This is a genomic window from Citrobacter telavivensis, assembly GCA_009363175.1.
Classification (GTDB): Bacteria; Pseudomonadota; Gammaproteobacteria; order Enterobacterales; family Enterobacteriaceae; genus Citrobacter_A; species Citrobacter_A telavivensis.
This window is the reverse complement of sequence record CP045205.1, coordinates 4,461,584-4,483,429: the sequence shown is the minus strand read 5'-3', so window position 1 is coordinate 4,483,429 and position 21,846 is coordinate 4,461,584. Positions and strand designations below refer to the sequence as shown.

General features: G+C 55.0%; 22 protein-coding genes. 14 read left to right on the top strand and 8 right to left on the bottom strand.

From position 1 onward, the window contains the following. The first annotated feature begins 6 nt into the window (after nucleotides 1-6). The 4 genes from secD (at nucleotide 7) to GBC03_23900 (ending at nucleotide 4,062) form a co-directional block, all read left to right on the top strand. Nucleotides 7-1,854 carry a protein translocase subunit SecD gene (secD, locus tag GBC03_23915; protein QFS73030.1) on the top strand — a complete coding sequence of 616 codons (1,848 nt, stop codon included), beginning with the start codon at nucleotides 7-9 and terminating at the stop codon, nucleotides 1,852-1,854. Between the two features lie 10 nt (nucleotides 1,855-1,864). After that, nucleotides 1,865-2,836 (top strand): protein translocase subunit SecF, encoded by a 972-nt coding sequence (gene secF / locus GBC03_23910; protein ID QFS73029.1) that lies wholly within the window; start codon nucleotides 1,865-1,867, stop codon nucleotides 2,834-2,836. A gap of 152 nt (nucleotides 2,837-2,988) precedes the next feature. After that, entirely contained in the window at nucleotides 2,989-3,354 is a 366-nt protein-coding gene (locus tag GBC03_23905; protein ID QFS73028.1) for a VOC family protein, read from the top strand. Between the two features lie 15 nt (nucleotides 3,355-3,369). After that, on the top strand, nucleotides 3,370-4,062 hold the full coding sequence (locus GBC03_23900; GenBank protein ID QFS73027.1) for a WYL domain-containing protein: 693 nt from the start codon (nucleotides 3,370-3,372) through the stop codon (nucleotides 4,060-4,062). 44 nt (nucleotides 4,063-4,106) lie between these two features. Here the strand turns inward: GBC03_23900 and GBC03_23895 are convergent, their stop codons facing one another. Beyond that, nucleotides 4,107-4,991: a nucleoside-specific channel-forming protein Tsx gene (locus GBC03_23895; GenBank protein ID QFS73026.1), complete on the bottom strand. Its 885-nt coding sequence runs from the start codon at nucleotides 4,989-4,991 to the stop codon at nucleotides 4,107-4,109. Between the two features lie 298 nt (nucleotides 4,992-5,289). Continuing rightward, nucleotides 5,290-5,829: a DUF3251 domain-containing protein gene (locus tag GBC03_23890; GenBank protein QFS73025.1), complete on the bottom strand. Its 540-nt coding sequence runs from the start codon at nucleotides 5,827-5,829 to the stop codon at nucleotides 5,290-5,292. Between the two features lie 152 nt (nucleotides 5,830-5,981). Between GBC03_23890 and nrdR the strand changes: the two genes are divergently transcribed. The 6 genes from nrdR (at nucleotide 5,982) to pgpA (ending at nucleotide 10,084) form a co-directional block, all read left to right on the top strand. Continuing rightward, the gene (nrdR, locus tag GBC03_23885; GenBank protein QFS73024.1) at nucleotides 5,982-6,431 is read left to right on the top strand and encodes a transcriptional regulator NrdR; all 450 of its coding nucleotides are present in this window, start codon (nucleotides 5,982-5,984) and stop codon (nucleotides 6,429-6,431) included. 3 nt (nucleotides 6,432-6,434) lie between these two features. Continuing rightward, the gene (gene ribD, locus GBC03_23880; GenBank protein QFS73023.1) at nucleotides 6,435-7,538 is read left to right on the top strand and encodes a bifunctional diaminohydroxyphosphoribosylaminopyrimidine deaminase/5-amino-6-(5-phosphoribosylamino)uracil reductase RibD; all 1,104 of its coding nucleotides are present in this window, start codon (nucleotides 6,435-6,437) and stop codon (nucleotides 7,536-7,538) included. A gap of 88 nt (nucleotides 7,539-7,626) precedes the next feature. Beyond that, complete coding sequence (gene ribE, locus GBC03_23875; GenBank protein ID QFS73022.1) at nucleotides 7,627-8,097, top strand: 6,7-dimethyl-8-ribityllumazine synthase; 471 nt, start codon at nucleotides 7,627-7,629, stop codon at nucleotides 8,095-8,097. A gap of 19 nt (nucleotides 8,098-8,116) precedes the next feature. Beyond that, nucleotides 8,117-8,536 carry a transcription antitermination factor NusB gene (nusB, locus tag GBC03_23870; protein ID QFS73021.1) on the top strand — a complete coding sequence of 140 codons (420 nt, stop codon included), beginning with the start codon at nucleotides 8,117-8,119 and terminating at the stop codon, nucleotides 8,534-8,536. 77 nt (nucleotides 8,537-8,613) lie between these two features. Then, nucleotides 8,614-9,591, top strand: coding sequence for a thiamine-phosphate kinase (thiL, locus tag GBC03_23865; protein QFS73020.1), 978 nt, complete (start codon nucleotides 8,614-8,616; stop codon nucleotides 9,589-9,591). Beyond that, entirely contained in the window at nucleotides 9,569-10,084 is a 516-nt protein-coding gene (gene pgpA / locus GBC03_23860; GenBank protein ID QFS73019.1) for a phosphatidylglycerophosphatase A, read from the top strand. Before thiL ends, pgpA begins: the two co-directional genes overlap by 23 nt. Nucleotides 10,085-10,273: 189 nt before the next feature. Here the strand turns inward: pgpA and GBC03_23855 are convergent, their stop codons facing one another. The 4 genes from GBC03_23855 to xseB form a co-directional block, all read right to left on the bottom strand. Beyond that, complete coding sequence (locus GBC03_23855; GenBank protein ID QFS73018.1) at nucleotides 10,274-11,248, bottom strand: aldo/keto reductase; 975 nt, start codon at nucleotides 11,246-11,248, stop codon at nucleotides 10,274-10,276. Between the two features lie 56 nt (nucleotides 11,249-11,304). Continuing rightward, nucleotides 11,305-13,167: a 1-deoxy-D-xylulose-5-phosphate synthase gene (locus GBC03_23850; GenBank protein ID QFS73017.1), complete on the bottom strand. Its 1,863-nt coding sequence runs from the start codon at nucleotides 13,165-13,167 to the stop codon at nucleotides 11,305-11,307. 68 nt (nucleotides 13,168-13,235) lie between these two features. Next, nucleotides 13,236-14,135: a (2E,6E)-farnesyl diphosphate synthase gene (ispA, locus tag GBC03_23845; GenBank protein QFS73016.1), complete on the bottom strand. Its 900-nt coding sequence runs from the start codon at nucleotides 14,133-14,135 to the stop codon at nucleotides 13,236-13,238. Then, the gene (gene xseB / locus GBC03_23840) at nucleotides 14,136-14,378 is read right to left on the bottom strand and encodes an exodeoxyribonuclease VII small subunit (GenBank protein ID QFS73015.1); all 243 of its coding nucleotides are present in this window, start codon (nucleotides 14,376-14,378) and stop codon (nucleotides 14,136-14,138) included. A 254-nt stretch (nucleotides 14,379-14,632) separates the two neighbouring features. Here xseB and thiI point away from each other — a divergent pair, with 254 nt between their 5' ends. Continuing rightward, nucleotides 14,633-16,081: a tRNA 4-thiouridine(8) synthase ThiI gene (thiI, locus tag GBC03_23835; protein ID QFS73014.1), complete on the top strand. Its 1,449-nt coding sequence runs from the start codon at nucleotides 14,633-14,635 to the stop codon at nucleotides 16,079-16,081. Nucleotides 16,082-16,117: 36 nt separating this feature from the next. Here the strand turns inward: thiI and GBC03_23830 are convergent, their stop codons facing one another. Further along, on the bottom strand, nucleotides 16,118-16,813 hold the full coding sequence (locus GBC03_23830; protein ID QFS73013.1) for a helix-turn-helix domain-containing protein: 696 nt from the start codon (nucleotides 16,811-16,813) through the stop codon (nucleotides 16,118-16,120). Between the two features lie 170 nt (nucleotides 16,814-16,983). On the opposite strand from GBC03_23830, the gene GBC03_23825 reads away from it, so the two are divergent. The 3 genes from GBC03_23825 to GBC03_23815 are packed head-to-tail and all read left to right on the top strand — an operon-like array spanning nucleotide 16,984 to nucleotide 20,667. Continuing rightward, nucleotides 16,984-19,317, top strand: coding sequence for a molybdopterin-dependent oxidoreductase (locus tag GBC03_23825; protein ID QFS73012.1), 2,334 nt, complete (start codon nucleotides 16,984-16,986; stop codon nucleotides 19,315-19,317). Between the two features lie 32 nt (nucleotides 19,318-19,349). Beyond that, nucleotides 19,350-19,868 carry a 4Fe-4S dicluster domain-containing protein gene (locus tag GBC03_23820; GenBank protein QFS74114.1) on the top strand — a complete coding sequence of 173 codons (519 nt, stop codon included), beginning with the start codon at nucleotides 19,350-19,352 and terminating at the stop codon, nucleotides 19,866-19,868. Between the two features lie 10 nt (nucleotides 19,869-19,878). After that, the gene (locus GBC03_23815) at nucleotides 19,879-20,667 is read left to right on the top strand and encodes a dimethyl sulfoxide reductase (protein ID QFS73011.1); all 789 of its coding nucleotides are present in this window, start codon (nucleotides 19,879-19,881) and stop codon (nucleotides 20,665-20,667) included. An 85-nt stretch (nucleotides 20,668-20,752) separates the two neighbouring features. Here the strand turns inward: GBC03_23815 and GBC03_23810 are convergent, their stop codons facing one another. Then, on the bottom strand, nucleotides 20,753-21,832 hold the full coding sequence (locus tag GBC03_23810) for a hypothetical protein (protein ID QFS73010.1): 1,080 nt from the start codon (nucleotides 21,830-21,832) through the stop codon (nucleotides 20,753-20,755). Between the last annotated feature and the right edge of the window lie 14 nt (nucleotides 21,833-21,846).

The window sequence follows — 21,846 nt, the reverse complement described above, 5'->3', positions numbered from 1 at the left end:
ACTGCCGTGTTAAACCGTTATCCTTTGTGGAAGTACATCATGCTGATCGTCGTTATTGTCGTCGGTCTGCTGTATGCGCTTCCCAACCTGTATGGTGAGGATCCGGCCGTTCAAATCACTGGCGCGCGCGGTGTCGCCGCCAGTGAGCAAACGCTGATCCAGGTCCAGAATACGTTACAACAAGAAAAAATTACCGCTAAGTCTGTGGCACTGGAAGAGGGCGCGATTCTTGCGCGCTTCGACACCACCGATACCCAACTGCGCGCACGTGAAGCGCTGGTGGACGTGCTGGGTGATAAATACGTCGTGGCGCTTAACCTTGCTCCGGCAACCCCGCGCTGGTTAGCGGCCATCAAAGCAGAACCGATGAAACTCGGTCTTGACCTGCGTGGCGGCGTTCACTTCCTGATGGAAGTGGATATGGATACCGCGCTGGGTAAACTCCAGGAACAAAATATCGACAGCCTGCGCAGCGATCTGCGTACAGAAGGCATCCCGTATACCACCGTTCGTAAAGAAGACAATTACGGTCTGAGCATTAACTTCCGTGATGCCAGTGCGCGTGATAAAGCGATTGCTTACCTCAGCAAGCGTCACCAGGATCTGGTTATCACAAGCCAGGGCAGCAATGCGCTGCGTGCGGTGATGACCGATGCCCGTCTGAGCGAAGCGCGTGAATACGCGGTACAACAGAACATCAACATCCTGCGTAACCGTGTGAACCAGTTGGGCGTTGCCGAACCGGTGGTACAACGCCAGGGCGCGGATCGTATCGTGGTCGAACTGCCGGGTATTCAGGACACGGCGCGTGCGAAAGAGATTCTCGGCGCGACGGCAACGCTGGAGTTCCGTCTGGTCAACACTAACGTTGATCAGTCTGCGGCGGCCTCTGGTCGCGTACCGGGCGATTCCGAAGTGAAACAGTCGCGCGAAGGTCAGCCAGTCGTGCTGTACAAACGCGTGATCCTGACCGGTGACCATATCACTGACTCCACTTCAAGCCAGGACGAATACAACCAACCGCAGGTGAACATCTCGCTGGATAGCGCAGGTGGCAACATCATGTCTAACTTCACTAAGGACAACATCGGTAAACCGATGGCGACCCTGTTTGTGGAGTATAAAGACAGCGGTAAAAAAGATGCGAACGGTCGTGCGGTACTGGTGAAACAGGAAGAGGTGATTAACATCGCCAACATCCAGTCTCGTCTGGGTAACAGCTTCCGTATTACCGGGATCAACAACCCGAACGAAGCGCGTCAGCTCTCTCTGCTGCTGCGTGCCGGTGCGCTGATTGCGCCGATTCAGATTGTTGAAGAACGGACCATCGGTCCAACTCTGGGGATGCAGAACATCAAGCAGGGTCTGGAAGCGTGTCTGGCCGGTCTGGCCGTATCCATTCTGTTCATGATTCTGTTCTACAAGAAATTTGGTCTGATTGCGACCAGCGCGCTGGTTGCTAACCTGGTGCTGATTGTCGGCATTATGTCGCTGCTGCCGGGGGCAACGCTGAGTATGCCGGGGATTGCGGGGATCGTCTTAACCCTTGCCGTCGCCGTCGATGCGAACGTCCTGATCAACGAACGTATCAAAGAAGAGTTGAGTAACGGACGTTCGGTGCAGCAGGCGATCAACGAAGGGTATGCGGGCGCGTTCAGTTCCATCTTTGATGCGAACATTACGACGCTGATTAAGGTCATCATCCTGTACGCCGTCGGCACCGGGGCAATTAAAGGGTTCGCGATTACTACCGGTATCGGTGTGGCGACGTCGATGTTTACCGCGATCGTCGGTACTCGTGCCATCGTAAACCTGTTGTATGGCGGCAAGCGCGTCAAAAAGCTGTCAATCTGAGGAGTGCGAAGTGGCACAGGAATATACTGTTGAACAATTGAACCACGGCCGTAAAGTCATCGACTTTATGCGCTGGGACTACTGGGCTTTCGGCATCTCAGGTCTGCTGCTGGTGTTGGCCATCATCGTGATGGGCGTGCGCGGCTTTAACTGGGGTCTCGATTTCACCGGTGGTACGGTGATTGAAATCACGCTGGAAAAACCGGCTGAGATGGACGTGATGCGCGACGCACTGGAAAAAGCGGGCTTTGTTGATCCGCTTTTACAGAACTTCGGCAGCAGCCACGACATCATGGTGCGTATGCCGCCGACCGAAGGGGCAAACGGCGGTCAGGTGCTGGGTAGCAAAGTGTTGAGTGTGATTAACGAATCCACCAACCAGAACGCAGCAGTGAAGCGCATTGAATTCGTCGGACCGAGCGTGGGTGCCGATCTGGCGCAAACCGGTGCGATGGCGCTGCTGGCGGCGCTGATCTCAATCCTGGTCTACGTCGGGATCCGTTTTGAATGGCGACTGGCGGCAGGCGTTGTTATCGCGCTGGCGCACGACGTCATCATCACACTGGGGATCCTGTCGTTATTCCATATCGAGATCGACCTGACAATCGTGGCATCGCTGATGTCCGTTATCGGTTACTCGCTTAACGACAGCATCGTGGTTTCTGACCGTATTCGTGAAAACTTCCGCAAAATTCGTCGCGGGACGCCTTATGAAATCTTTAACGTGTCACTGACCCAGACGCTGCATCGTACGTTGATTACCTCTGGTACGACGTTAATGGTAATCCTGATGCTGTTCCTGTTCGGTGGTCCGGTGCTGGAAGGCTTCTCGCTGACCATGCTGATCGGGGTGTCCATCGGTACGGCGTCATCCATTTACGTAGCATCGGCGCTGGCGCTGAAGCTCGGCATGAAGCGTGAGCATATGCTGCAGCAGAAAGTCGAGAAAGAAGGGGCGGACCAGCCGTCTATTCTGCCGTAAACTGACGTTCAGCCAATGCGTAAAATCCCGGTCATTCGATCGGGATTTTTCTTTTCTACCTTTCTCTTGTTCCGCAAACCCTACTGACACTATGCTGTCAGGAGCCCTGTTTTATCCTCTTCCTGAATTTACCCACACAGGCAGGAGGAACGATGAAAAGCATTATCAATTGGTTTGAAATTCCCGTTACGGATATGGAACGCGCGATTGCGTTTTACGAGCCGGTCATGGGGCTGTCGCTGCGTCGTGAAAAAATGGACGTCGCCGATCTGGCGGTTTTCCCGTATGACGAACCGGCTACCGGCGGTGCGCTGGCGAAGTTTGACGGCATTACACCTTCATTGCAGGGGGCGATTATTTATCTGCATACCGGGGATCTCAATGCCACGCTGGATCGCGTTGCCAGCGCGGGTGGAAAATGCGTGTTTGGCCCGCACGATCTCGGTAAAGGGATCGGCACCATTGCGCTGTTTACCGACAGCGAAGGTAACCGTGTGGGTTTACATCAACCGGCTTAATCACAGAGAGCAATTATGACCCGTCGCGCTGACCGCTTGTTCCAGATAGTACAGATCCTGCGTGGCAGGCGGCTGACAACGGCAGCGCTGCTGGCGGAGCGGCTGGAGGTTTCGGAGCGGACTATCTATCGTGATATCCGTGACCTCTCGCTCTCTGGCGTGCCTGTCGAAGGGGAGGCGGGGAGCGGTTATCGTCTGATGGCGGGGTTTGATCTTCCGCCGCTGATGTTGACGCACCGGGAGTCTGAAGCGCTGATTGCCGCCATTCGTCTGCTGCACACCTGGGGCGGCGATTTGCTCTCCAGAGAACTGGAGTCAGCGCAGGAAAAGGTGCTGGCGATATTGCCGGAAGAAAGCCGGCGCAAAGCCGAGCAGGCGCGCATCTTCGCGCCGGACTTTGGCAGACAACTGCATTCACGCAGCGCGTTCGATGTGATCCACCGGGCGGTGACCACTCAGCAGGTGCTGGCACTGCATTACCGCGACGAAGCGGGGCAACTTTCCTGGCGGGATGTGCAACCGTTAGGGATCTTCTTCGAAGGGAAGTTCTGGCTGTTGGTGGCCTGGTGCGAGCGGCGCGAAGACTATCGCTGTTTTCGTGTCGATCGTTGTTTAAGCATCACGCCGCTCGACAGGCGATTTTGCGAGCGCGCTGACCGTTCGCTCAGTGATTTTTTACGTAAAATCCGCGACGAAACGCACGCATAAAAAAGCCAGCGGTCAGGCTGGCTTTTGCAGGGGAAGGGGCGTTATCAGAAGTTGTAACCGACAACCAGGTAACCACCCCAACCGGTAGAGCGAACGTTGAAGTTGCCTTTACCGAAGTTCAGCTCAGCGTCGTCGTTCCATTGACCACCGTTATGCCAGTAACGCGCCACAACCGAGTAGTGCCAGTGGTCGTAGTTCAGCGCCAGAATATGGCTGGAGGCGATGGAGTCGTTGGTACGCGCTTTATTGCCGTTCAGATCGGAGAAGTCGTTGTCGCCCAGATCGGAACCCCAGTCAAAGTTGGTGAAGCCGATGTAGCTCAGGTTACCGCCCCACAGTTCGGTAATCGGCACGAAGTATTTCACTTTGAAACGGTAGCCGTCCCATTCGTTTTCGTTTGCTGCGCCGTAGTTCTGCCACTGGTACTTGGCGTACACGTTCAGAGACAGGCTCATCGGCAGGCCGGTATCGATATCCGTACCCAGACCCATGTACCAGGTGCTCTGACGGCCATCTTTGTTACGACCCATGTCGTAGATGTAGTTGTTGGCGAAGTACCACTCTTTAAACGGACCAAAGCTCAGGTCAGCACCGGTCAGTTTGTCGATGGAGAAACGCGGTTCGATTTCCATAAACAGCGGAGAACCGTGGTTCCAGATCCCTTTCGCGTCGGTGTTACCGCCGAAGAATACCGGCGCATCCATGTAGCCATAGAAGTCGAACCAGTCTTTTTTCGCGAAAGCTTCATATTCCAGATAGGTATCGTTACGGATCTGCGGTCCGAAACGGGTGTGGTAGCTCCCGACGACGTTGACGCTCTGGTGCCACCAGTCGGAAAGATACTGCGGTTTGTCATTTTCCGCAGCGTTGACGGCGAATGACGAGGAGAGCGCGAGCACGGCACCGGCTGCAAGTAATGTTTTTTTCATATTGTATGCCACTGTTTGAAATCCCTGACGGGAGTGAAAAAGGCGCAAATAGCGTTTCTGAATATTTCGTGTTTCTGCGAGCCTATTATAGAAATCATTGCTCACAAAAATATGTCTTGTTTCACAGTTCTATCATTTACGTAATCGATTGCGTTCACGTTTGCGTACTTTAGCGCGGCGATTGTACTGACTTTCATGCCGATTGCCAACGTTGACAAAAAACGACGTGGATGTCAGAGGAGTAACAAAAGGTAGGGGATGGATGTTGCGGAACGCACAAAACGTTCCGCAGGAAGGTTTATTGCGTAACAGGCTGGATGTCGTGAATACGAACGAATCCTAACCGATCGGGGGTTATGCCATTCAACTGTAGCGGGATGTCTACATCGCTAGGCGCCAGCACGCTGGCCGGGGCATTGATCAACTGATTCTGGACATTTACTTCCTGATAATTGTCAGTTGTTCCCTGAATTTGCCCATACTCAACGGTGCCGCTAAACGCTGGCAGCGGATCGTTTGACTCACCCTGAATACGCAGCGTCACTCGGGTGCCAGCCGCGTTTGGCGCAATGTTGATAAGTGACATGCGCAGGGTACCGATCTGGCTGTTCAGACGCGCTGGCGTATTGGAACCCGGTAGCAGATAAACGCCGCTGCTTGATTTGACGTTCAGACTGTTTTGCTGGGTAATCTTCACGGTTTCCTGATTAAGCTGGTTCATCTCTTTATTGAGCGTCGAAACGCTTTGATGCATCTGGCGCACTTCGCTTTGTTGCGCGCAGGCGCTCAAACTAAAGAGGCTTCCCACCAGGATAATTCTTAGGTAACGTCTTGTCATCTCTCTTATTTCCTGAATTGTGGCGATGACCTAATGGTAGATCGTAAAAGGGACAAAGACATCGATCCATTGTCTCAAAAGCGTTGCGCCTTTGTTGTCACGTCAGTTCAGGTTAAAATAGATTTCTGTTAACCACCTGGTCAGGACGCCGTATGCATTGCCCATTCTGTTTCGCCGTAGACACTAAGGTAATTGACTCTCGTCTTGTGGGCGAGGGCTCTTCAGTACGCCGCCGTCGGCAGTGTCTGGTTTGTAATGAACGTTTCACCACGTTTGAAGTGGCGGAACTGGTGATGCCACGCGTTGTAAAAAGCAACGACGTGCGCGAACCGTTTAATGAAGAAAAGCTGCGCAGCGGAATGCAACGCGCGCTGGAAAAGCGTCCCGTGAGTTCCGACGACGTCGAAATGGCGTTGAATCACATTAAGTCGCAGCTGCGCGCCACCGGCGAGCGTGAAGTCCCCAGTAAAATGATTGGCAATCTGGTGATGGAACAATTGAAAAAACTCGATAAGGTCGCCTACATCCGCTTTGCCTCAGTTTACCGCAGCTTCGAAGATATCAAAGAATTTGGCGAAGAGATCGCTCGCCTACAGGATTAAGCCATGCAGGATGAGTTATACATGGCGCGAGCGCTGAAGCTGGCGCAGCGCGGGCGGTTTACCACCCATCCCAACCCTAACGTCGGCTGTGTGATCGTCAATCAAGGCGAAGTTGTCGGCGAAGGCTATCATCACCGTGCCGGTGAACCGCATGCGGAAGTACATGCCCTGCGTATGGCTGGCGAAAAGGCCAAAGGGGCCACCGCGTACGTCACGCTTGAACCGTGCAGCCATCATGGCCGCACGCCGCCGTGTTGCGACGCGCTGATCGCCGCTGGTGTCTCCCGTGTGGTTGCGGCGATGCAGGACCCCAATCCGCAAGTAGCGGGACGCGGGTTGTATCGCCTGCAACAGGCGGGGATCGAGGTCAGCCACGGGCTGATGATGAGCGAAGTCGAAGCGTTAAATAAAGGTTTTCTTAAACGGATGCGCACCGGGTTTCCGTATGTGCAACTGAAGCTCGGCGCTTCGCTGGACGGTCGCACGGCGATGGCCAGCGGCGAAAGCCAGTGGATAACGTCGCCGCAGGCGCGACGCGATGTTCAGCGTCTGCGTGCGCAAAGCCACGCTATTTTGACCAGCAGCGCGACGGTGCTGGCAGACGACCCGCAGCTCACCGTGCGCTGGTCGGAACTGGGCGAGGCGACGCAGTCGGTTTACCCACAGGATGCCCTGCGCCAGCCGGTGCGAATGGTTATCGACAGTCAGAACCGCGTGACGCCGGAACACCGTTTGGTTCAGCAGCCAGGAGAAACCTGGATTGCGCGCACGAAAGAAGACGGGCGCGCCTGGCCCGATTCGGTCCGCACGATTATGGTGCCGGAGCATAACGGTCATCTGGATCTGGTGGTGCTGATGATGCTGCTGGGCAAACAGCAGATTAACAGTCTGTGGGTGGAGGCCGGGCCTACGCTTGCCGGCGCGCTCTTGCAGGCCGGCGTGGTTGACGAGCTTATCGTTTATCTTGCGCCTACACTGTTAGGCAGTGATGCCAGGGGATTATGTGTGTTGCCAGGGCTTGAGAAACTGGCTGACGCCCCCCATTTCAAATTCAATGAGATACGACAGGTGGGCCCGGACGTTTGCCTGCATTTAACCCCTGCGTGAGGCTTTCCTAATTAGAGGAAGCAGCGCACAGAATATTATGATAAAATCCGCCCCCCTTACGGGGCCATATCGAACCCGAAGGAAGAATATGAACATTATTGAAGCTAACGTTGCTACTCCGGACGCTCGCGTCGCCATCACCATTGCGCGTTTCAACAACTTTATCAATGACAGCCTGCTGGAAGGTGCGATTGACGCCCTGAAACGCATTGGTCAGGTCAAAGATGAAAACATTACCGTCGTTTGGGTTCCTGGTGCCTATGAACTGCCGCTGGCAGCGGGCGCATTGGCGAAAACCGGTAAATATGACGCGGTGATTGCGCTGGGCACGGTAATCCGTGGCGGCACAGCTCACTTCGAATATGTCGCTGGCGGTGCAAGCTATGGCCTGGCGCATGTCGCTCAGGACAGCGAAATTCCGGTCGCCTTTGGCGTCCTGACCACCGAAAGCATTGAACAAGCTATCGAACGTGCTGGCACCAAAGCTGGCAACAAAGGCGCGGAAGCTGCACTGACCGCACTTGAAATGATTAATGTATTGAAAGCCATTAAGGCCTGATTTTTGTAAGGGGAAATCCGTGAAACCTGCTGCTCGTCGCCGCGCCCGTGAGTGTGCCGTTCAGGCGCTCTACTCCTGGCAGTTGTCCCAGAACGACATCGCTGATGTTGAATACCAGTTCCTGGCAGAACAGGACGTGAAAGATGTTGACGTCATGTACTTCCGTGAACTGCTGTCCGGGGTGGCGACTAACAGCGCGTACCTGGATGGTTTAATGAAACCCTATCTGTCTCGTCTGCTGGAAGAGTTGGGTCAGGTGGAAAAAGCCGTACTGCGTATTGCGCTGTTCGAGCTGTCTAAACGCAGTGATGTGCCATACAAAGTGGCCATTAACGAAGCGATCGAACTGGCGAAAACGTTCGGCGCGGAAGACAGCCACAAGTTCGTCAATGGCGTTCTGGATAAAGCAGCGCCTGCGATTCGCCCCAACAAAAAGTAATCACCAGGCCGTCAGCGAAGTGGAAGCGATTCCTCTCCTCTGGCGGCTTTTTCATTTTTTCTGCTGAGGCATAACGTATGGCATGCGGCGAGTTTTCCCTGATTGCCCGTTATTTTGACCGTGTCAGAAGCTCTCGTCTTGACGTCGAAACCGGTATTGGCGACGACTGTGCACTTCTGAACATCCCCGATAAACAGACGCTGGCGATCAGCACCGATACGCTGGTGGCGGGTAACCATTTCCTGGCTGATATTGATCCTGCCGATCTGGCCTACAAAGCGCTGGCGGTGAACTTAAGCGATCTGGCCGCAATGGGTGCCGATCCGGCGTGGCTGACGCTGGCGATCACCTTGCCTGAGGTGGACGAACGCTGGCTGGAAACCTTCAGCGACAGTCTGTTTGATCTCCTGAATTACTACGGTATGCAACTGATTGGCGGCGACACCACGCGGGGTCCACTGTCGATGACGTTGGGTATCCACGGTTTTGTTCCTGCCGGGCGCGCCCTGAAACGCGCCGGGGCGAAGCCGGGCGACTGGATCTACGTGACCGGTACGCCGGGCGATAGCGCCGCGGGTCTGGCAATTTTGCTGAACCGCTTGCAGGTCGCCGATGCGGCCGACCGCGAATATCTGCTCAAACGCCATCTGCGTCCAACGCCGCGTATTCTACAGGGCCAGGCGCTGCGCGATCTGGCCAGTGCGGCGATCGATCTCTCTGACGGGCTGATTTCCGATCTTGGGCACATTGTTAACGCCAGCGCCTGCGGCGCGCGCGTCGATCTCGATGCGTTACCCTGGTCAGGCGCGATGACTCGTCACGTCGAATCCGAACAGGCGCTGCGCTGGGCGCTGTCTGGCGGCGAAGACTACGAGTTATGCTTCACGGTACCGGAACTGAATCGCGGCGCGCTGGAGGTGGCAATGGGCCAGCTTGGCGTCCCCTTTACCTGTATCGGGCAGATGAGCGCGGATGTAGAAGGGATTCATTTCATGCGCAACGGAAAGCCTGTCACTGTTGACTGGAAAGGATATGACCATTTTGCCACGCCATAAAGATGTCGCCAAAAGCCGTCTGAATTTGCTCAACCCGTGGCATTTACTGGCTACCGGATTTGGCAGCGGCCTCAGCCCGATTGTTCCCGGCACGATGGGATCGCTGGCGGCGATCCCCTTCTGGTATCTGATGACCTTTCTGCCATGGCAGCTCTATTCGCTGGTGGTGATGCTGGGGATCTGTATCGGCGTCTATCTTTGCCATCAAACGGCGAAAGACATGGGCGTGCACGATCACGGTAGCATCGTCTGGGATGAGTTCATCGGAATGTGGATCACGCTCATGGCGTTGCCGACCAACGACTGGCAGTGGGTCGCCGCCGGGTTTGTGATTTTCCGTATTCTCGATATGTGGAAGCCGTGGCCGATCCGCTGGTTCGATCGCAATGTGCATGGCGGGATGGGGATCATGGTGGACGATATTGTCGCCGGGGTGATTTCCGCCGGGATCCTCTATTTCATCGGACATCACTGGCCGATTGGGGTTATTTGATGACGATGCCGGATGGCGCTGCGCTTATCCGGCCTACCCGGTATGATGTCCGTATTTTGTAGGCCGGATAAGGCGGTTACGCCGTCATCCGGCACGTTTTCTTATTTATATCCGGCCACGGGATGCGGCTTATACAGCGTTTGCAGTGTTCGTAGGCCCGATAAGCGTTGCGCCATCGGGCTCATTTCCTTATTTATATCCGGCCACGGGGTGCGGCTTATACGGCGTTTCCAGTTCGGCGATGTGCTCGGGTTTCAGCGTGAGATCCACGGCATTCAGCAACTCATCCAACTGTTCTTCCCGCGATGAGCCGATAATCGGCGCGGCAATGCCCGGTTTGCTTAACAGCCACGCCAGCGCCACCTGAGCACGCGTCGCGCCAAGCTCTTCGCTCACGCCTGCCAGTCGTGCGGCAATCTGCGCATCGTTTTCGTCGCTTTCGCTGTACAGCTTTTTCCCCACTTCATCAGAGACCAGACGTGCCGTGGTTTCTCCCCACGGACGTGTCAGACGTCCTCTGGCCAATGGGCTCCACGGGATCACCGCCACGCCTTCCTGATAGCACAGCGGCAGCATTTCGCGCTCTTCCTCACGATAGATCAGGTTATAGTGGTCCTGCATGCTAATAAACTGCGCCCAGCCGTGCTGTTTTTGCAGTGCCAGCGCCTGGGCAAACTGCGACGCATGCATTGACGACGCGCCGATATAGCGCGCCTTACCGGCTTTGACCACATCGTTTAACGCTTCAAGTGTTTCTTCAATCGGCGTGTTGTAATCCCAGCGGTGAATTTGCAGGATATCGACGTAGTCCATCCCCAGTCGTCTCAGACTGTCATCAATAGAACGCAGAATTTGCGCGCGGGATAATCCTTCTGGCAGGTCATCCACCCGGTTAAACACTTTGGTGGCGACGACGACTTCATCACGGCGGGCGAAATCGCGCAGTGCACGACCGACGATCTCTTCGCTGCTGCCGGCTGAGTAGTTGTTCGAGGTATCGAAAAAGTTAATGCCGCCTTCAAGGGCGCGTTGGATGATAGGGCGACTGCTCTCTTCGGGAAGCGTCCAAGCGTGGTTGCCGCGATTCGGTTCGCCGAACGTCATGCAGCCCAGACAAAGGCGGGAAACCCGAAGGTCCGTTTTTCCTAAGATGTTGTATTGCATTATTTCGCTCCTGTTATGCTCGTTATCGGTTAAGCATAGCAGGAGCGAAGAGGGGATTATGCCAACCAGGCCTTGATTTTGGCCTCAATGCCTGCGGCATCCAGACCCAATTCGGCGCGGGCTTCGTCCTGAGTTCCCTGCGGTATGAAGAAGTCCGGCAGGCCGATGTTAAGCACCGGAACCGGTTTGCGGTGCGCCATCAGTACTTCGTTCACGCCACTACCGGCACCGCCCATAATGGCGTTTTCTTCCAGCGTCACCAGCACCTCATGACGCGCCGCCATTTCAAGGATCAGCGCCTCATCCAGCGGTTTCACAAAGCGCATATCGACAAGCGTAGCGTTGAGGGATTCCGCGACTTTCGCCGCTTCCGGCATTAAGGTACCGAAGTTGAGGATCGCCGCTTTCTCGCCGTGACGCTTCACCACGCCTTTCCCGATCGGCAGTTTTTCCAGCGGCGTCAGCTCAACGCCGACGGCATTTCCGCGCGGATAGCGCACCGCCGTTGGGCCATCGCTGTAGTGATAGCCGGTAAACAGCATCTGGCGGCATTCGTTTTCATCGCTCGGCGTCATGATGACCATCTCCGGAATGCAGCGCAGATAGGAGAGATCGAACGCCCCCTGGTGGGTTTGTCCGTCGGCTCCGACGATCCCCGCACGGTCGATAGCAAACATGACCGGCAGCTTTTGAATTGCGACGTCATGCAGCACCTGATCGTAGGCGCGTTGCAGGAAGGTGGAGTAGATAGCCACCACCGGTTTGTAACCGCCAATCGCCAGTCCGGCGGCAAAGGTCACCGCGTGCTGCTCGGCAATCGCCACGTCAAAGTAGCGGTCCGGGAATTTACGCGAGAACTCGACCATACCAGACCCTTCGCGCATGGCCGGGGTGATTGCCATCAGTTTGCTGTCTTTCGCCGCCGTTTCGCACAGCCAGTCGCCGAAGATTTTCGAATAGCTCGGCAGGCCGCCGCTGCTTTTCGGCAGACAACCGCTGGACGGATCGAATTTTGGCACCGCATGGAAGGTGATCGGATCTTTTTCCGCCGGCTCATAGCCCCGGCCTTTCTTGGTCATGATATGCAGGAACTGCGGGCCTTTCAGGTCGCGCATGTTCTTCAGCGTGGTGATAAGCCCCAGCACATCGTGACCGTCGACCGGGCCGATGTAGTTAAAGCCCAGCTCTTCAAACAGCGTGCCGGGCACCACCATGCCTTTGATATGTTCTTCGGTGCGCTTGAGCAGTTCTTTAATCGGCGGTACGCCAGAGAACACCTTCTTGCCGCCTTCGCGCAGGGAAGAGTAGAGCTTACCGGAGAGCAACTGCGCGAGGTGATTGTTCAGCGCGCCGACGTTTTCGGAAATCGACATTTCGTTGTCGTTGAGGATGACCAGCATGTCGGGTTTGATATCGCCCGCGTGGTTCATCGCTTCAAATGCCATCCCGGCGGTGATCGCCCCGTCGCCAATGACGCAGACGGTACGGCGATCTTTACCCTCTTTCTGGGCGGCAACCGCCACTCCGATTCCGGCGCTGATAGAAGTTGAGGAGTGACCCACACTCAGGACATCGTATTCGCTTTCACCGCGCCACGGGAACGGGTGCAGGCCGCCTTTCTGGCGAATGGTGCCGATTTTATCGCGACGACCGGTCAAAATCTTGTGCGGATAAGCCTGATGACCCACGTCCCAGATCAGTTGGTCAAACGGGGTGTTATAGACATAGTGCAGCGCCACGGTCAGTTCGACCGTGCCCAGCCCGGAGGCGAAGTGTCCGCTGGAACGGCTGACGCTGTCGAGTAAATAGCGGCGCAGCTCGTCGCAGAGTTTCGGCAGACTCTCTTTTGGCAGCAGTCGTAACTCCAGGGTGGAATCGACCAGTGCCAGGGTAGGGTATTTGGCTATATCAAAACTCATCAGAGACTCATCGTTTGTTTACCCAAATTACAGTGTATCCGCTGCAATTTATTGCTCAGGGTAGTCAATTATTTATTACGCTGGATTATGTAGTCCGCTAGCGCTTCCAGTGCCGAGGTATCGAGTGACTGTGCGGCCAGTTGGTTTAACGACTGGCGAGCCTCTGCGATTAAATCCCGGGCTTTATTTCGGGCTTGCTCAAGACCCAGAAGTGCAGGATAGGTACTTTTGCCAAGCTGCTGGTCGGCACCCTGACGTTTACCCAACGTTGCAGTATCGCCCACCACATCCAGAATGTCATCCTGAACCTGGAATGCCAGACCGATACTTTCTGCGTATCTGTCGAGTATCGGCAGGGCATTTCTGCCGTCTTCTCCGGCAGTTAACGCACCCAGGCGAACCGCGGCGCGAATCAGTGCGCCGGTCTTATGACGATGGATTTTCTCCAGCGCCTCCAGCGGCACCTGTTTACCTTCGGCTGCGAGATCCAGCGCCTGACCGCCGCACATTCCGGCGATTCCGCTGGCGCTCGCCAGTTCGGAAATCATCGCGATCCGATCGCGGTCAGCGACTTCTGGCATCGGAGCATCGCTGATAATCGAGAATGCCAGCGTTTGCAGGGCATCACCTGCCAGAATCGCATTGGCCTCACCAAACTTGATGTGGCAGGTCGGCAGGCCACGACGCAGATCGTCATCGTCCATCGCGGGCAGATCGTCATGGATCAGCGAGTACGCATGAATGCACTCAACGGCGGCTGCCGGGGCATCCAGCGTGTTCAGGCTGATACCAAACATCTGACCGGTTGCATACACCAGAAACGGGCGCAGACGTTTACCGCCTAATAATGCGCCATACTGCATGGTTTCGACCACGGGAGTGTTCTGAAAGGGCAGTGGGGCAATAAAACGGCTCAGCGCCTGGTTGGCCTGCTCAACGCAGGCCTGAAGCTGCTGCGAAAAATCCATTTACTCATTATCCGCTGTAAAAGGCGTAGGGGATGCGTCTTCATTGTCAGACAGCAGGATTTGCACACGCTGTTCAGCCTGTTGCAGTTTCACCTGACCCTGACGTGCCAGCTGCACGCCACGTTCGAATTCGTTCAGCGCCTCTTCCAGCGGCAGATCGCCACTTTCCAGACGCGTTACAATTTGCTCCAGCTCGTTCAGCGACGTTTCAAAGCTGACCGGCGCCTCATTTTTCTTCGCCATAATAAATGTCTGACTCTCAGTATTTTCAGCCCTGATATGGTAACGGACTCAGAGCAATTATCAAATTCGCCCATCATACTTCAGGCGGCCAGTACGTTGGCTGCACGCGAATTATTAAGGGTATAACGCGCAATGTGCACAGGAATCGCCTGATAGTGGTATACTCCCGCGCCTGGATGCAACCGCTTAACGGGGTTGCTGTACTCTTTCTCCAATACAAGCCGTAACTGGCTTGCTAAAGAACCATTGCCGCCATGAAGTTTATCATTAAATTGTTCCCGGAAATCACCATCAAAAGCCAATCTGTGCGTTTGCGCTTTATAAAAATGCTGACCGGGAACATTCGTAACGTTTTAAAGCACTATGATGAGACTCTCGCCGTTGTCCGTCACTGGGACAACATCGAAGTTCGCGCGAAAGATGAAAACCAGCGTCTGGCGATCCGTGACGCGCTGACCCGTATTCCGGGGATTCACCACATTCTCGAAGTCGAAGACGTGCCGTTTACCGACATGCACGATATTTTCGAGAAGGCGTTGGTGCAATACCGCGATCGGCTGGAAGGTAAAACTTTCTGCGTGCGTGTTAAACGTCGTGGTAAACACGAGTTTAGCTCTATCGATGTAGAACGTTACGTAGGCGGCGGTTTAAACCAGCATATTGAATCGGCGCGCGTGAAGCTGACTAACCCGGATGTCACTGTCCATCTGGAAGTGGAAGATGACCGTCTGCTGCTGATTAAAGGGCGTTACGAAGGGATTGGCGGTTTCCCGATCGGTACTCAGGAAGACGTGCTATCGCTGATCTCCGGCGGCTTTGACTCCGGCGTTTCCAGCTACATGCTGATGCGTCGCGGCTGCCGCGTTCACTACTGCTTCTTTAACCTCGGCGGCGCGGCGCATGAAATCGGCGTTCGTCAGGTAGCGCACTATCTGTGGAACCGCTTCGGCAGCTCGCATCGCGTGCGCTTTGTCGCCATCAACTTTGAGCCGGTGGTCGGTGAGATCCTCGAGAAAGTTGATGACGGCCAGATGGGGGTGGTGCTCAAACGTATGATGGTTCGCGCGGCGTCGAAAGTGGCGGAACGCTACGGCGTGCAGGCGCTGGTCACCGGCGAAGCGCTGGGTCAGGTCTCCAGCCAGACGCTGACCAACCTGCGTCTGATCGATAACGTCTCCGATACGCTGATTTTGCGTCCGCTGATTGCTTACGATAAAGAGCACATCATCAACCTGGCGCGCCAGATTGGGACGGAAGACTTTGCCCGCACCATGCCGGAATACTGCGGCGTGATTTCAAAAAGCCCGACGGTGAAAGCTATCAAGGCGAAGATTGAAGCGGAAGAAGAGAATTTTGACTTCAGCATCCTCGATAAGGTGGTTGAAGAAGCCAGCAACGTGGATATTCGCGAAATCGCACAGCAGACTCAGCAGGACGTGGTGGAAGTGGAAACCGTCAGCGGTTTTGGCCCGAACGACGTGATTCTGGATATCCGCGCTATCGACGAGCAGGATGACAAGCCGCTGAAGGTGGAAGGTGTGGATGTGGTTTCACTGCCGTTCTACAAGCTGAGCACGCAATTCGGCGATCTCGACCAGAATAAAACCTGGCTGTTGTGGTGCGAGCGCGGCGTGATGAGTCGACTTCAGGCGCTGTATCTGCGCGAGCAGGGCTTTGAGAATGTGAAGGTGTATCGCCCGTAACTGCGATTTCCCCCGGCCATCCGCGCTGGGGGAAACTTACTCCTGTGGATGAAGCGCCGCGACGCTTCTCACTAACTGCCCGGCAATCTGCGGGATGACGTCTGTACTGAAGAACCCCATCGTCACGGCAATCGCCACCAGATCTCCTTTTTCATTGCGTAGTGGACAGGCAATCGACTGTGCGCCTGGGATCCCTTGCGTCGGATTGTGGCGCACCGCATAGCCCTGAGACTGTATCTGTGCAATCAGTTGTTCCTGCGCCTGATTCTGCGGCTGGTAGCCGGAAAAACTCATGAACACCTGGCCTGCCGAACTGGCGTGAAGCGGAACGGGGGTATTGGGCAGAAAATCGATATCCACATTCCGGAAGCTGCGATTGTAGTGCTTCAGCACTAGTCTGCCGTCCGTCGCAACCACGACGCCGGTGGAATGGTTAAAGGTATCGCGAAAGGCGATCAGCACCGCATTGAGTTCACTGACCGGATCGCGCGCAGCCGTTGGATTGCCCGCTATCTGCAAAAGGGTCGATCCAAGACAGTAGAGTCCTTTTTCGTTTTGCCCCAGCATGCCGGTTCGACACAGTGAGACCAGATACTTGTGTAAACGACTCTTGGACAGGTTGCATCCCGTGGCGATATCGATGGCCCGCGCCTGACCATTTTGACTGGCAACAAACGTCAGAATGTTGACGGCGATATCAACCGAATTGACCCCTTGTGATGTTTCAGCCATATGCGTTCTCTTGAATAATTCTCCACGATTATACCATTGCGGCAGAAATCCTGACTGTCTTCGCAATTCAAAATGACCGTTACGCCTAAATGGGGCGATCTTGACCTCTCTCAAGTTAATTACTGGTGAACCTGGGTTAACTAATAATGAACTTTTTTAGAGGCAAGAACATGGACGCATTGAGCAATATTCATTTAAAAAGAAGAACCCTGCTAAAAGGGCTCGGCGTAGTGGGGCTGTCGTCACTGCTGCCAACGTTTCTGACGCTCCGCCAGGCCAACGGTTCACCGTTGCCACGGGTTCGTCTTAAGCAAACGGATTACCAGACGTTTCGCTCGACCTGCGCAATGGAGTGTCTGCACTGCAACCTGACGGCGTACGTCTGGAAAGACCGCTTAATGAAAATTGAAGCGACGAAGGGCTTCAATGTGAAGTGCTGTTTGCGGGGAATTAGCCGCACCAAATGGGTCTATCACCCGTTACGCCTGACGCAACCGCTGCTGCGCATAGGGGAAAAAGGCGAGGGGAAATTTCAGCCGATTAGTTGGGACGCAGCACTCGATCTCATTGAAAAGAACATCCGGGAAACCATTGCCACTGAGGGCAATAAAGGCTTACTGCTCACCGCTGCGTCGGGGAACATGGACTCCATCAAGAATGATATGGGCAAAGCCTTCTTCGATTATCTCGGCGGCAGTACCAAAACCGCAGGTTCGCTATGCTGCGCGGCGGTGACCGCTGCTATGATGCCGATGGTTGGCCTGCGCTATGCCGATACCCGCGACACCATTGCGGACAGTCGCTACATCCTCTGCTGGGGGAATAATCCGGCAGTCACTATGCATGCCTATTTTAAAAACTATTCGCAGGCGCAGAGAAACGGCGCACGACTGGTGGTGATTGACCCGCGGTTTAACGAAACGGCGGCCAAAGCCGACGAGTGGGTGCCGATCGTACCCGGCACCGACATTGCCCTGGCGCTAGGGATGATCAACATTATCATGCAGGAAAAACGCTATGACGCCGATTTCCTGCGGGCGCATACCGGGGCGGTCTACCTGGTGGATTCACAGCAGCAACTGATGCGGGCCGATCCTAAGGACGCGGACAGTTACCTGGTGTTTGATACCCAAAGCCAGACCCTGAAACGGCATGATGCCCCCGGCGTGATGCCGGCACTGCTCGGTGATGAGTTGCCCGCCAACAGCGAGTTCACCACCGTGCTGGATAACGTCTGGGCGCAGGCAAAACCCTGGACGGCGCAGAAGGTGGAGGAAGAGACCGACGTGCCCGCGCAGACGGTGCTGCGTCTGGCGCGAGATTACGCCTCAACACAACCGGCGATGATTGTGCAGAACATGTCCGGGGCACAGAGAACCGAGTTTGGTACTTACGTTGCCGCGAGCCAGTTCTATCAGGCACTGATCACCGGCAATATCGGCAAAGCCGGGGCTGGCGTTTGCGATGCTGGCGGCGTCAGACAGATGGCAAAATTCTCGCCCATTGTTCCTCCCGCGCCGAATGTTGCCAAAATCCCACCCATTCCGATTGCCAAAATCGGCGACTGGGTCGCTCACGAAAAACCGCATTCCATTAAGTTCTGGTGGAACATGACGCTGGGCGCGATGACCCAGTTGCCCAATACCAACCAGGTCAGAGAGGCTTTTAAAAAAGTGCCCTTTGTGGTGGTTGCTGACAACCTGATGAGCTCGTCCGCGCTGTATGCCGATCTGGTGCTTCCCGTCACGACCATTTTTGAGGATGTCAGCCTTATGGCGGGCGTGCGCAGCCACTATGTGCAACTGATGGAAAAAGCGGTGGAACCGCCGGGAGAAGCCAAACCCGATTACTGGATTTTTGCCCGTCTGGCCGAGCGCTTTGGTTTTGGCGAGGTCTTTAATCAGCCGATTGAGCACTATATTGACACCTGTCTGAAAGGTTCAGGCATCACCCGCGACATGCTGAAAAAGGGGCCGGTATGTCCTGTCGAGGATGACTGGATCCCGTTTAAAGACGGTAAGTTCCTCACGTCGACCGGCAAAGCGCACCTGTATATCGAGGAGTGGAGCAAAAAAGCGTTCCTGCCGGTGGTGACCTGGAAGCAGGTGAAAGAGTCGGTCAAAGGCTCGCCTGAACTGGCGCAGACCTATCCGTTAATGGCGGTGCAGCGCAAACTGGCACGCAGCGTGCACTCCAGCCATGGCATGAACGAATGGATCCTTGAGGTTCAGCGTAACCGTCCGAACGTGATGATCCACCCGGAAGATGCCCGCCAGCGACAGATTCAGCCAGGAGAATGGGTCGTGGTGTTCAATCATCGCGGCCAGCATCGGGCGATTGCCGACGTGACTACCCATATTAAACGCGGGGTGGTGAGTCTGGATAACGGCTGGTGGGAACAGCAGGGAGGAAGCAGCAGCCATGTCACTAACGATCAGGTGGAGGTGCTGGGGAATGGACACTGCTGTAACAGTACGCTGGTGGATGTGAGAAGGGAGGCTTAATCACGATGAAACAGTATGGATTTCTTATTGATATGCAAAATTGCTATGGCTGCAAAACCTGTAGCATGGCCTGCAAATCAGAAAACATGACGCCGACGGGCGTGCTCTGGCGTCGGGTACGCGAACGTCATACGGATGAACCCAACACGCAGGCCTTCATCAGCATGTCGTGCAACCATTGTGATGACCCGCAGTGCATGAAAGTCTGCCCGGCGGGAACGTATAGCAAACGCGCGGACGGCATCGTCGTTCAGGATCACGATCGCTGCATTGGCTGTCGGATGTGCATCATGGCCTGTCCGTGGAGCGCCCCGGTGTACGATCCCGCCGAGGGGAAAACCAGTAAGTGCAATCTGTGTGCTGAACGTCTTGATGAAGGATTACAGCCGCGCTGCGTGGAGTCCTGTCCGGCAGGCGTATTACGTTTTGGCGAGATAGCTGAGCTGCGTCAGGAACATACGACGCAGTGGGCGGTGCTGGAAAAACGCTACAACCTGCCCGATCACACGATCAGCCAGCCTAATATTGTCATTATTCCGCCGAGGGATTGAGGGGAACGAAATGGAACACTATGAATTGCCATTGGTCTTCTTTACCGTCTTCGCCCAGTGGGGTATTGGCGGCGTGCTGGCGCTTACCGTGTGTCAGTCTGGTCGTAAGCGGAAGTTCAGTGCCGTGCAGTACCGTATGCTGGCGCTGCGGTTCTGGGTCATCACCGTGCTGGGCTCTTGTGCGTCGCTGGCGCATCTGGGATCGCCTGAAGGCGCTTACCGCTCCCTTGCCGGGCTGGGGAACTCCTGGCTCAGCCGGGAAGTGGTCGCGTTTATCGTGCTTAATGGCGTGATGTTTTGTTGGCTATTGTTGTGTCGGTTCAAACCCGTACAGCGCGGGGTGATACTGCTGGGTGGGGTAACGGCGCTGGTGGGGCTGGGCACCATTCTGGTGACATCTCAGGTGTATTACCAGATGCCGCTACACCCGCTCTGGCACAACGTCGCGACGCCTGTCGCTTTTCTGGGTACGGCGTTTCTGACGGGATTTATGAGCGTCGCCGTCGCCAGAGCTTGCTGGCATCTGCCATCCTCAACGATCTGTAACGCGGGCATTGTGGTGGGTATTGCGTTGAGCGCCGGTGCGCTGGTTCTCCGCTATCAGGTCTCGGGTGCCGATGCTTCCAGTCCTCTGCTCTGGTGGCAACTGTTCGCCAGCGTGTGCGTCGCGGTGTGGGGGATATCGCGTCTGAACAGCGGGATGCGCAGTTGGGTATGGGTGATATTAATCATCACGGGAGAACTGGCGGGCAGAATGCTGTTTTACAGTAATGTCATGAGCGGAGCGCCATGGTTCTAAGCGGGTATGTTTTTCCCTCTTCAAACCCCGTGTTTTGCAGGCCGGATGACGAAGTACTACGCCGCCATCCGGCAATCTGACACTGTTATTCAAAGCGAATGGGGAGCGTTTTCCCGTTCGATTCCCAGACACCCTGATAGACGCCATCGTTTAAATCCAGCGTGATCTTCTCTTCGGTTTCAGCAGAAACGCTCGTTCTCAACTCATAGTGCGGGTGATTCTCCGTGCCGCATTTACCGGTAAGTTCGATAGGTGAGCCGTATTTTTCATAAAAGTAGGCTCCGCTGGCCGATGCTTCATTACAGGTGATATTCATCACGATGCGCATACTTTTCCCCAACGTGCCGTAGACTAACTTGCCGTTAAGCGAGGGGGCAGGGGAGAGGGGCTTTTCGCTGTTAGGGGAAATCAGTGACTTCCCGTAGGGAGTGAGTTGGTCGTGTAACGTTGCGGCGGTGATTTTCGTCGTGAAATCACCGAGCTCATCCAGTGCGCGGCTTGCATGGTTGCTGCAACGTCCATTAATGAAGACGAGATCGCCTTTCTGAAGCGAGAAATTATCAACATAGTACAGCCCGCCCTCATACGTCGCGCATGAGGCATAGAACTCTTCGTAATTAAAATCTTCACCTTTTTCCGCTTTGATTTGCTCTGACGACTCGGACTTATGCTTATCAACAAAGGTGGTTATCTGGGAGCGAATATCTTTTCTGACGCGGGTGTTTAACTGGGCAATGGTGGCCGGGGAAAACAGATCGTCGAGGGTGATATTCGCGCCGCTCGCTAAATCGAAGCTCAGTGGAACATTGTAAGACTCGCAATAGGCGCCGCAGCCTTCCACAAAAAGGTTTAATGTCAGTATTTTGCTGTCACGGTATTCGACGGAGTAGTCCAGATTGGCGGTGGCATCAATGCCGCTTTTTGCCAGTTTATTCAACGTGGCCTGCGGATCGTTACCCGGCAACTGGTTCAGAAAACGGGAGAAGATAAAATCGTTGATGCGTTTTGCGGCTTGTGGGTTATCCGCTGAGGTAAACCAGGGGAGACGATACTGAATTTCCGTGCTCTCAGGATAGTTGAAGCTAAGGTTCTTAATGTCTAACTGCGTCCCCATCACACAGCCAGAAAATAACCATAACGCCACTCCGGTCAGACATCCCTTCATCTGTTATTCCTTTA

Excerpts from the sequence above, each read along its gene's own strand:
- GBC03_23905 (QFS73028.1), top strand. The coding sequence starts at position 2,989 with ATGAAAAGCATTATCAATTGGTTTGAAATTCCCGTTACGGATATGGAA.
- GBC03_23900 (QFS73027.1), top strand. The coding sequence starts at position 3,370 with ATGACCCGTCGCGCTGACCGCTTGTTCCAGATAGTACAGATCCTGCGT.
- GBC03_23895 (QFS73026.1), bottom strand. The coding sequence starts at position 4,991 with ATGAAAAAAACATTACTTGCAGCCGGTGCCGTGCTCGCGCTCTCCTCG.
- GBC03_23890 (QFS73025.1), bottom strand. The coding sequence starts at position 5,829 with ATGACAAGACGTTACCTAAGAATTATCCTGGTGGGAAGCCTCTTTAGT.
- nrdR (QFS73024.1), top strand. The coding sequence starts at position 5,982 with ATGCATTGCCCATTCTGTTTCGCCGTAGACACTAAGGTAATTGACTCT.
- ribD (QFS73023.1), top strand. The coding sequence starts at position 6,435 with ATGCAGGATGAGTTATACATGGCGCGAGCGCTGAAGCTGGCGCAGCGC.
- ribE (QFS73022.1), top strand. The coding sequence starts at position 7,627 with ATGAACATTATTGAAGCTAACGTTGCTACTCCGGACGCTCGCGTCGCC.
- thiL (QFS73020.1), top strand. The coding sequence starts at position 8,614 with ATGGCATGCGGCGAGTTTTCCCTGATTGCCCGTTATTTTGACCGTGTC.
- pgpA (QFS73019.1), top strand. The coding sequence starts at position 9,569 with ATGACCATTTTGCCACGCCATAAAGATGTCGCCAAAAGCCGTCTGAAT.
- GBC03_23855 (QFS73018.1), bottom strand. The coding sequence starts at position 11,248 with ATGCAATACAACATCTTAGGAAAAACGGACCTTCGGGTTTCCCGCCTT.
- GBC03_23850 (QFS73017.1), bottom strand. The coding sequence starts at position 13,167 with ATGAGTTTTGATATAGCCAAATACCCTACCCTGGCACTGGTCGATTCC.
- ispA (QFS73016.1), bottom strand. The coding sequence starts at position 14,135 with ATGGATTTTTCGCAGCAGCTTCAGGCCTGCGTTGAGCAGGCCAACCAG.
- xseB (QFS73015.1), bottom strand. The coding sequence starts at position 14,378 with ATGGCGAAGAAAAATGAGGCGCCGGTCAGCTTTGAAACGTCGCTGAAC.
- thiI (QFS73014.1), top strand. The coding sequence starts at position 14,633 with ATGAAGTTTATCATTAAATTGTTCCCGGAAATCACCATCAAAAGCCAA.
- GBC03_23830 (QFS73013.1), bottom strand. The coding sequence starts at position 16,813 with ATGGCTGAAACATCACAAGGGGTCAATTCGGTTGATATCGCCGTCAAC.
- GBC03_23825 (QFS73012.1), top strand. The coding sequence starts at position 16,984 with ATGGACGCATTGAGCAATATTCATTTAAAAAGAAGAACCCTGCTAAAA.
- GBC03_23820 (QFS74114.1), top strand. The coding sequence starts at position 19,350 with ATGCAAAATTGCTATGGCTGCAAAACCTGTAGCATGGCCTGCAAATCA.
- GBC03_23815 (QFS73011.1), top strand. The coding sequence starts at position 19,879 with ATGGAACACTATGAATTGCCATTGGTCTTCTTTACCGTCTTCGCCCAG.
- GBC03_23810 (QFS73010.1), bottom strand. The coding sequence starts at position 21,832 with ATGAAGGGATGTCTGACCGGAGTGGCGTTATGGTTATTTTCTGGCTGT.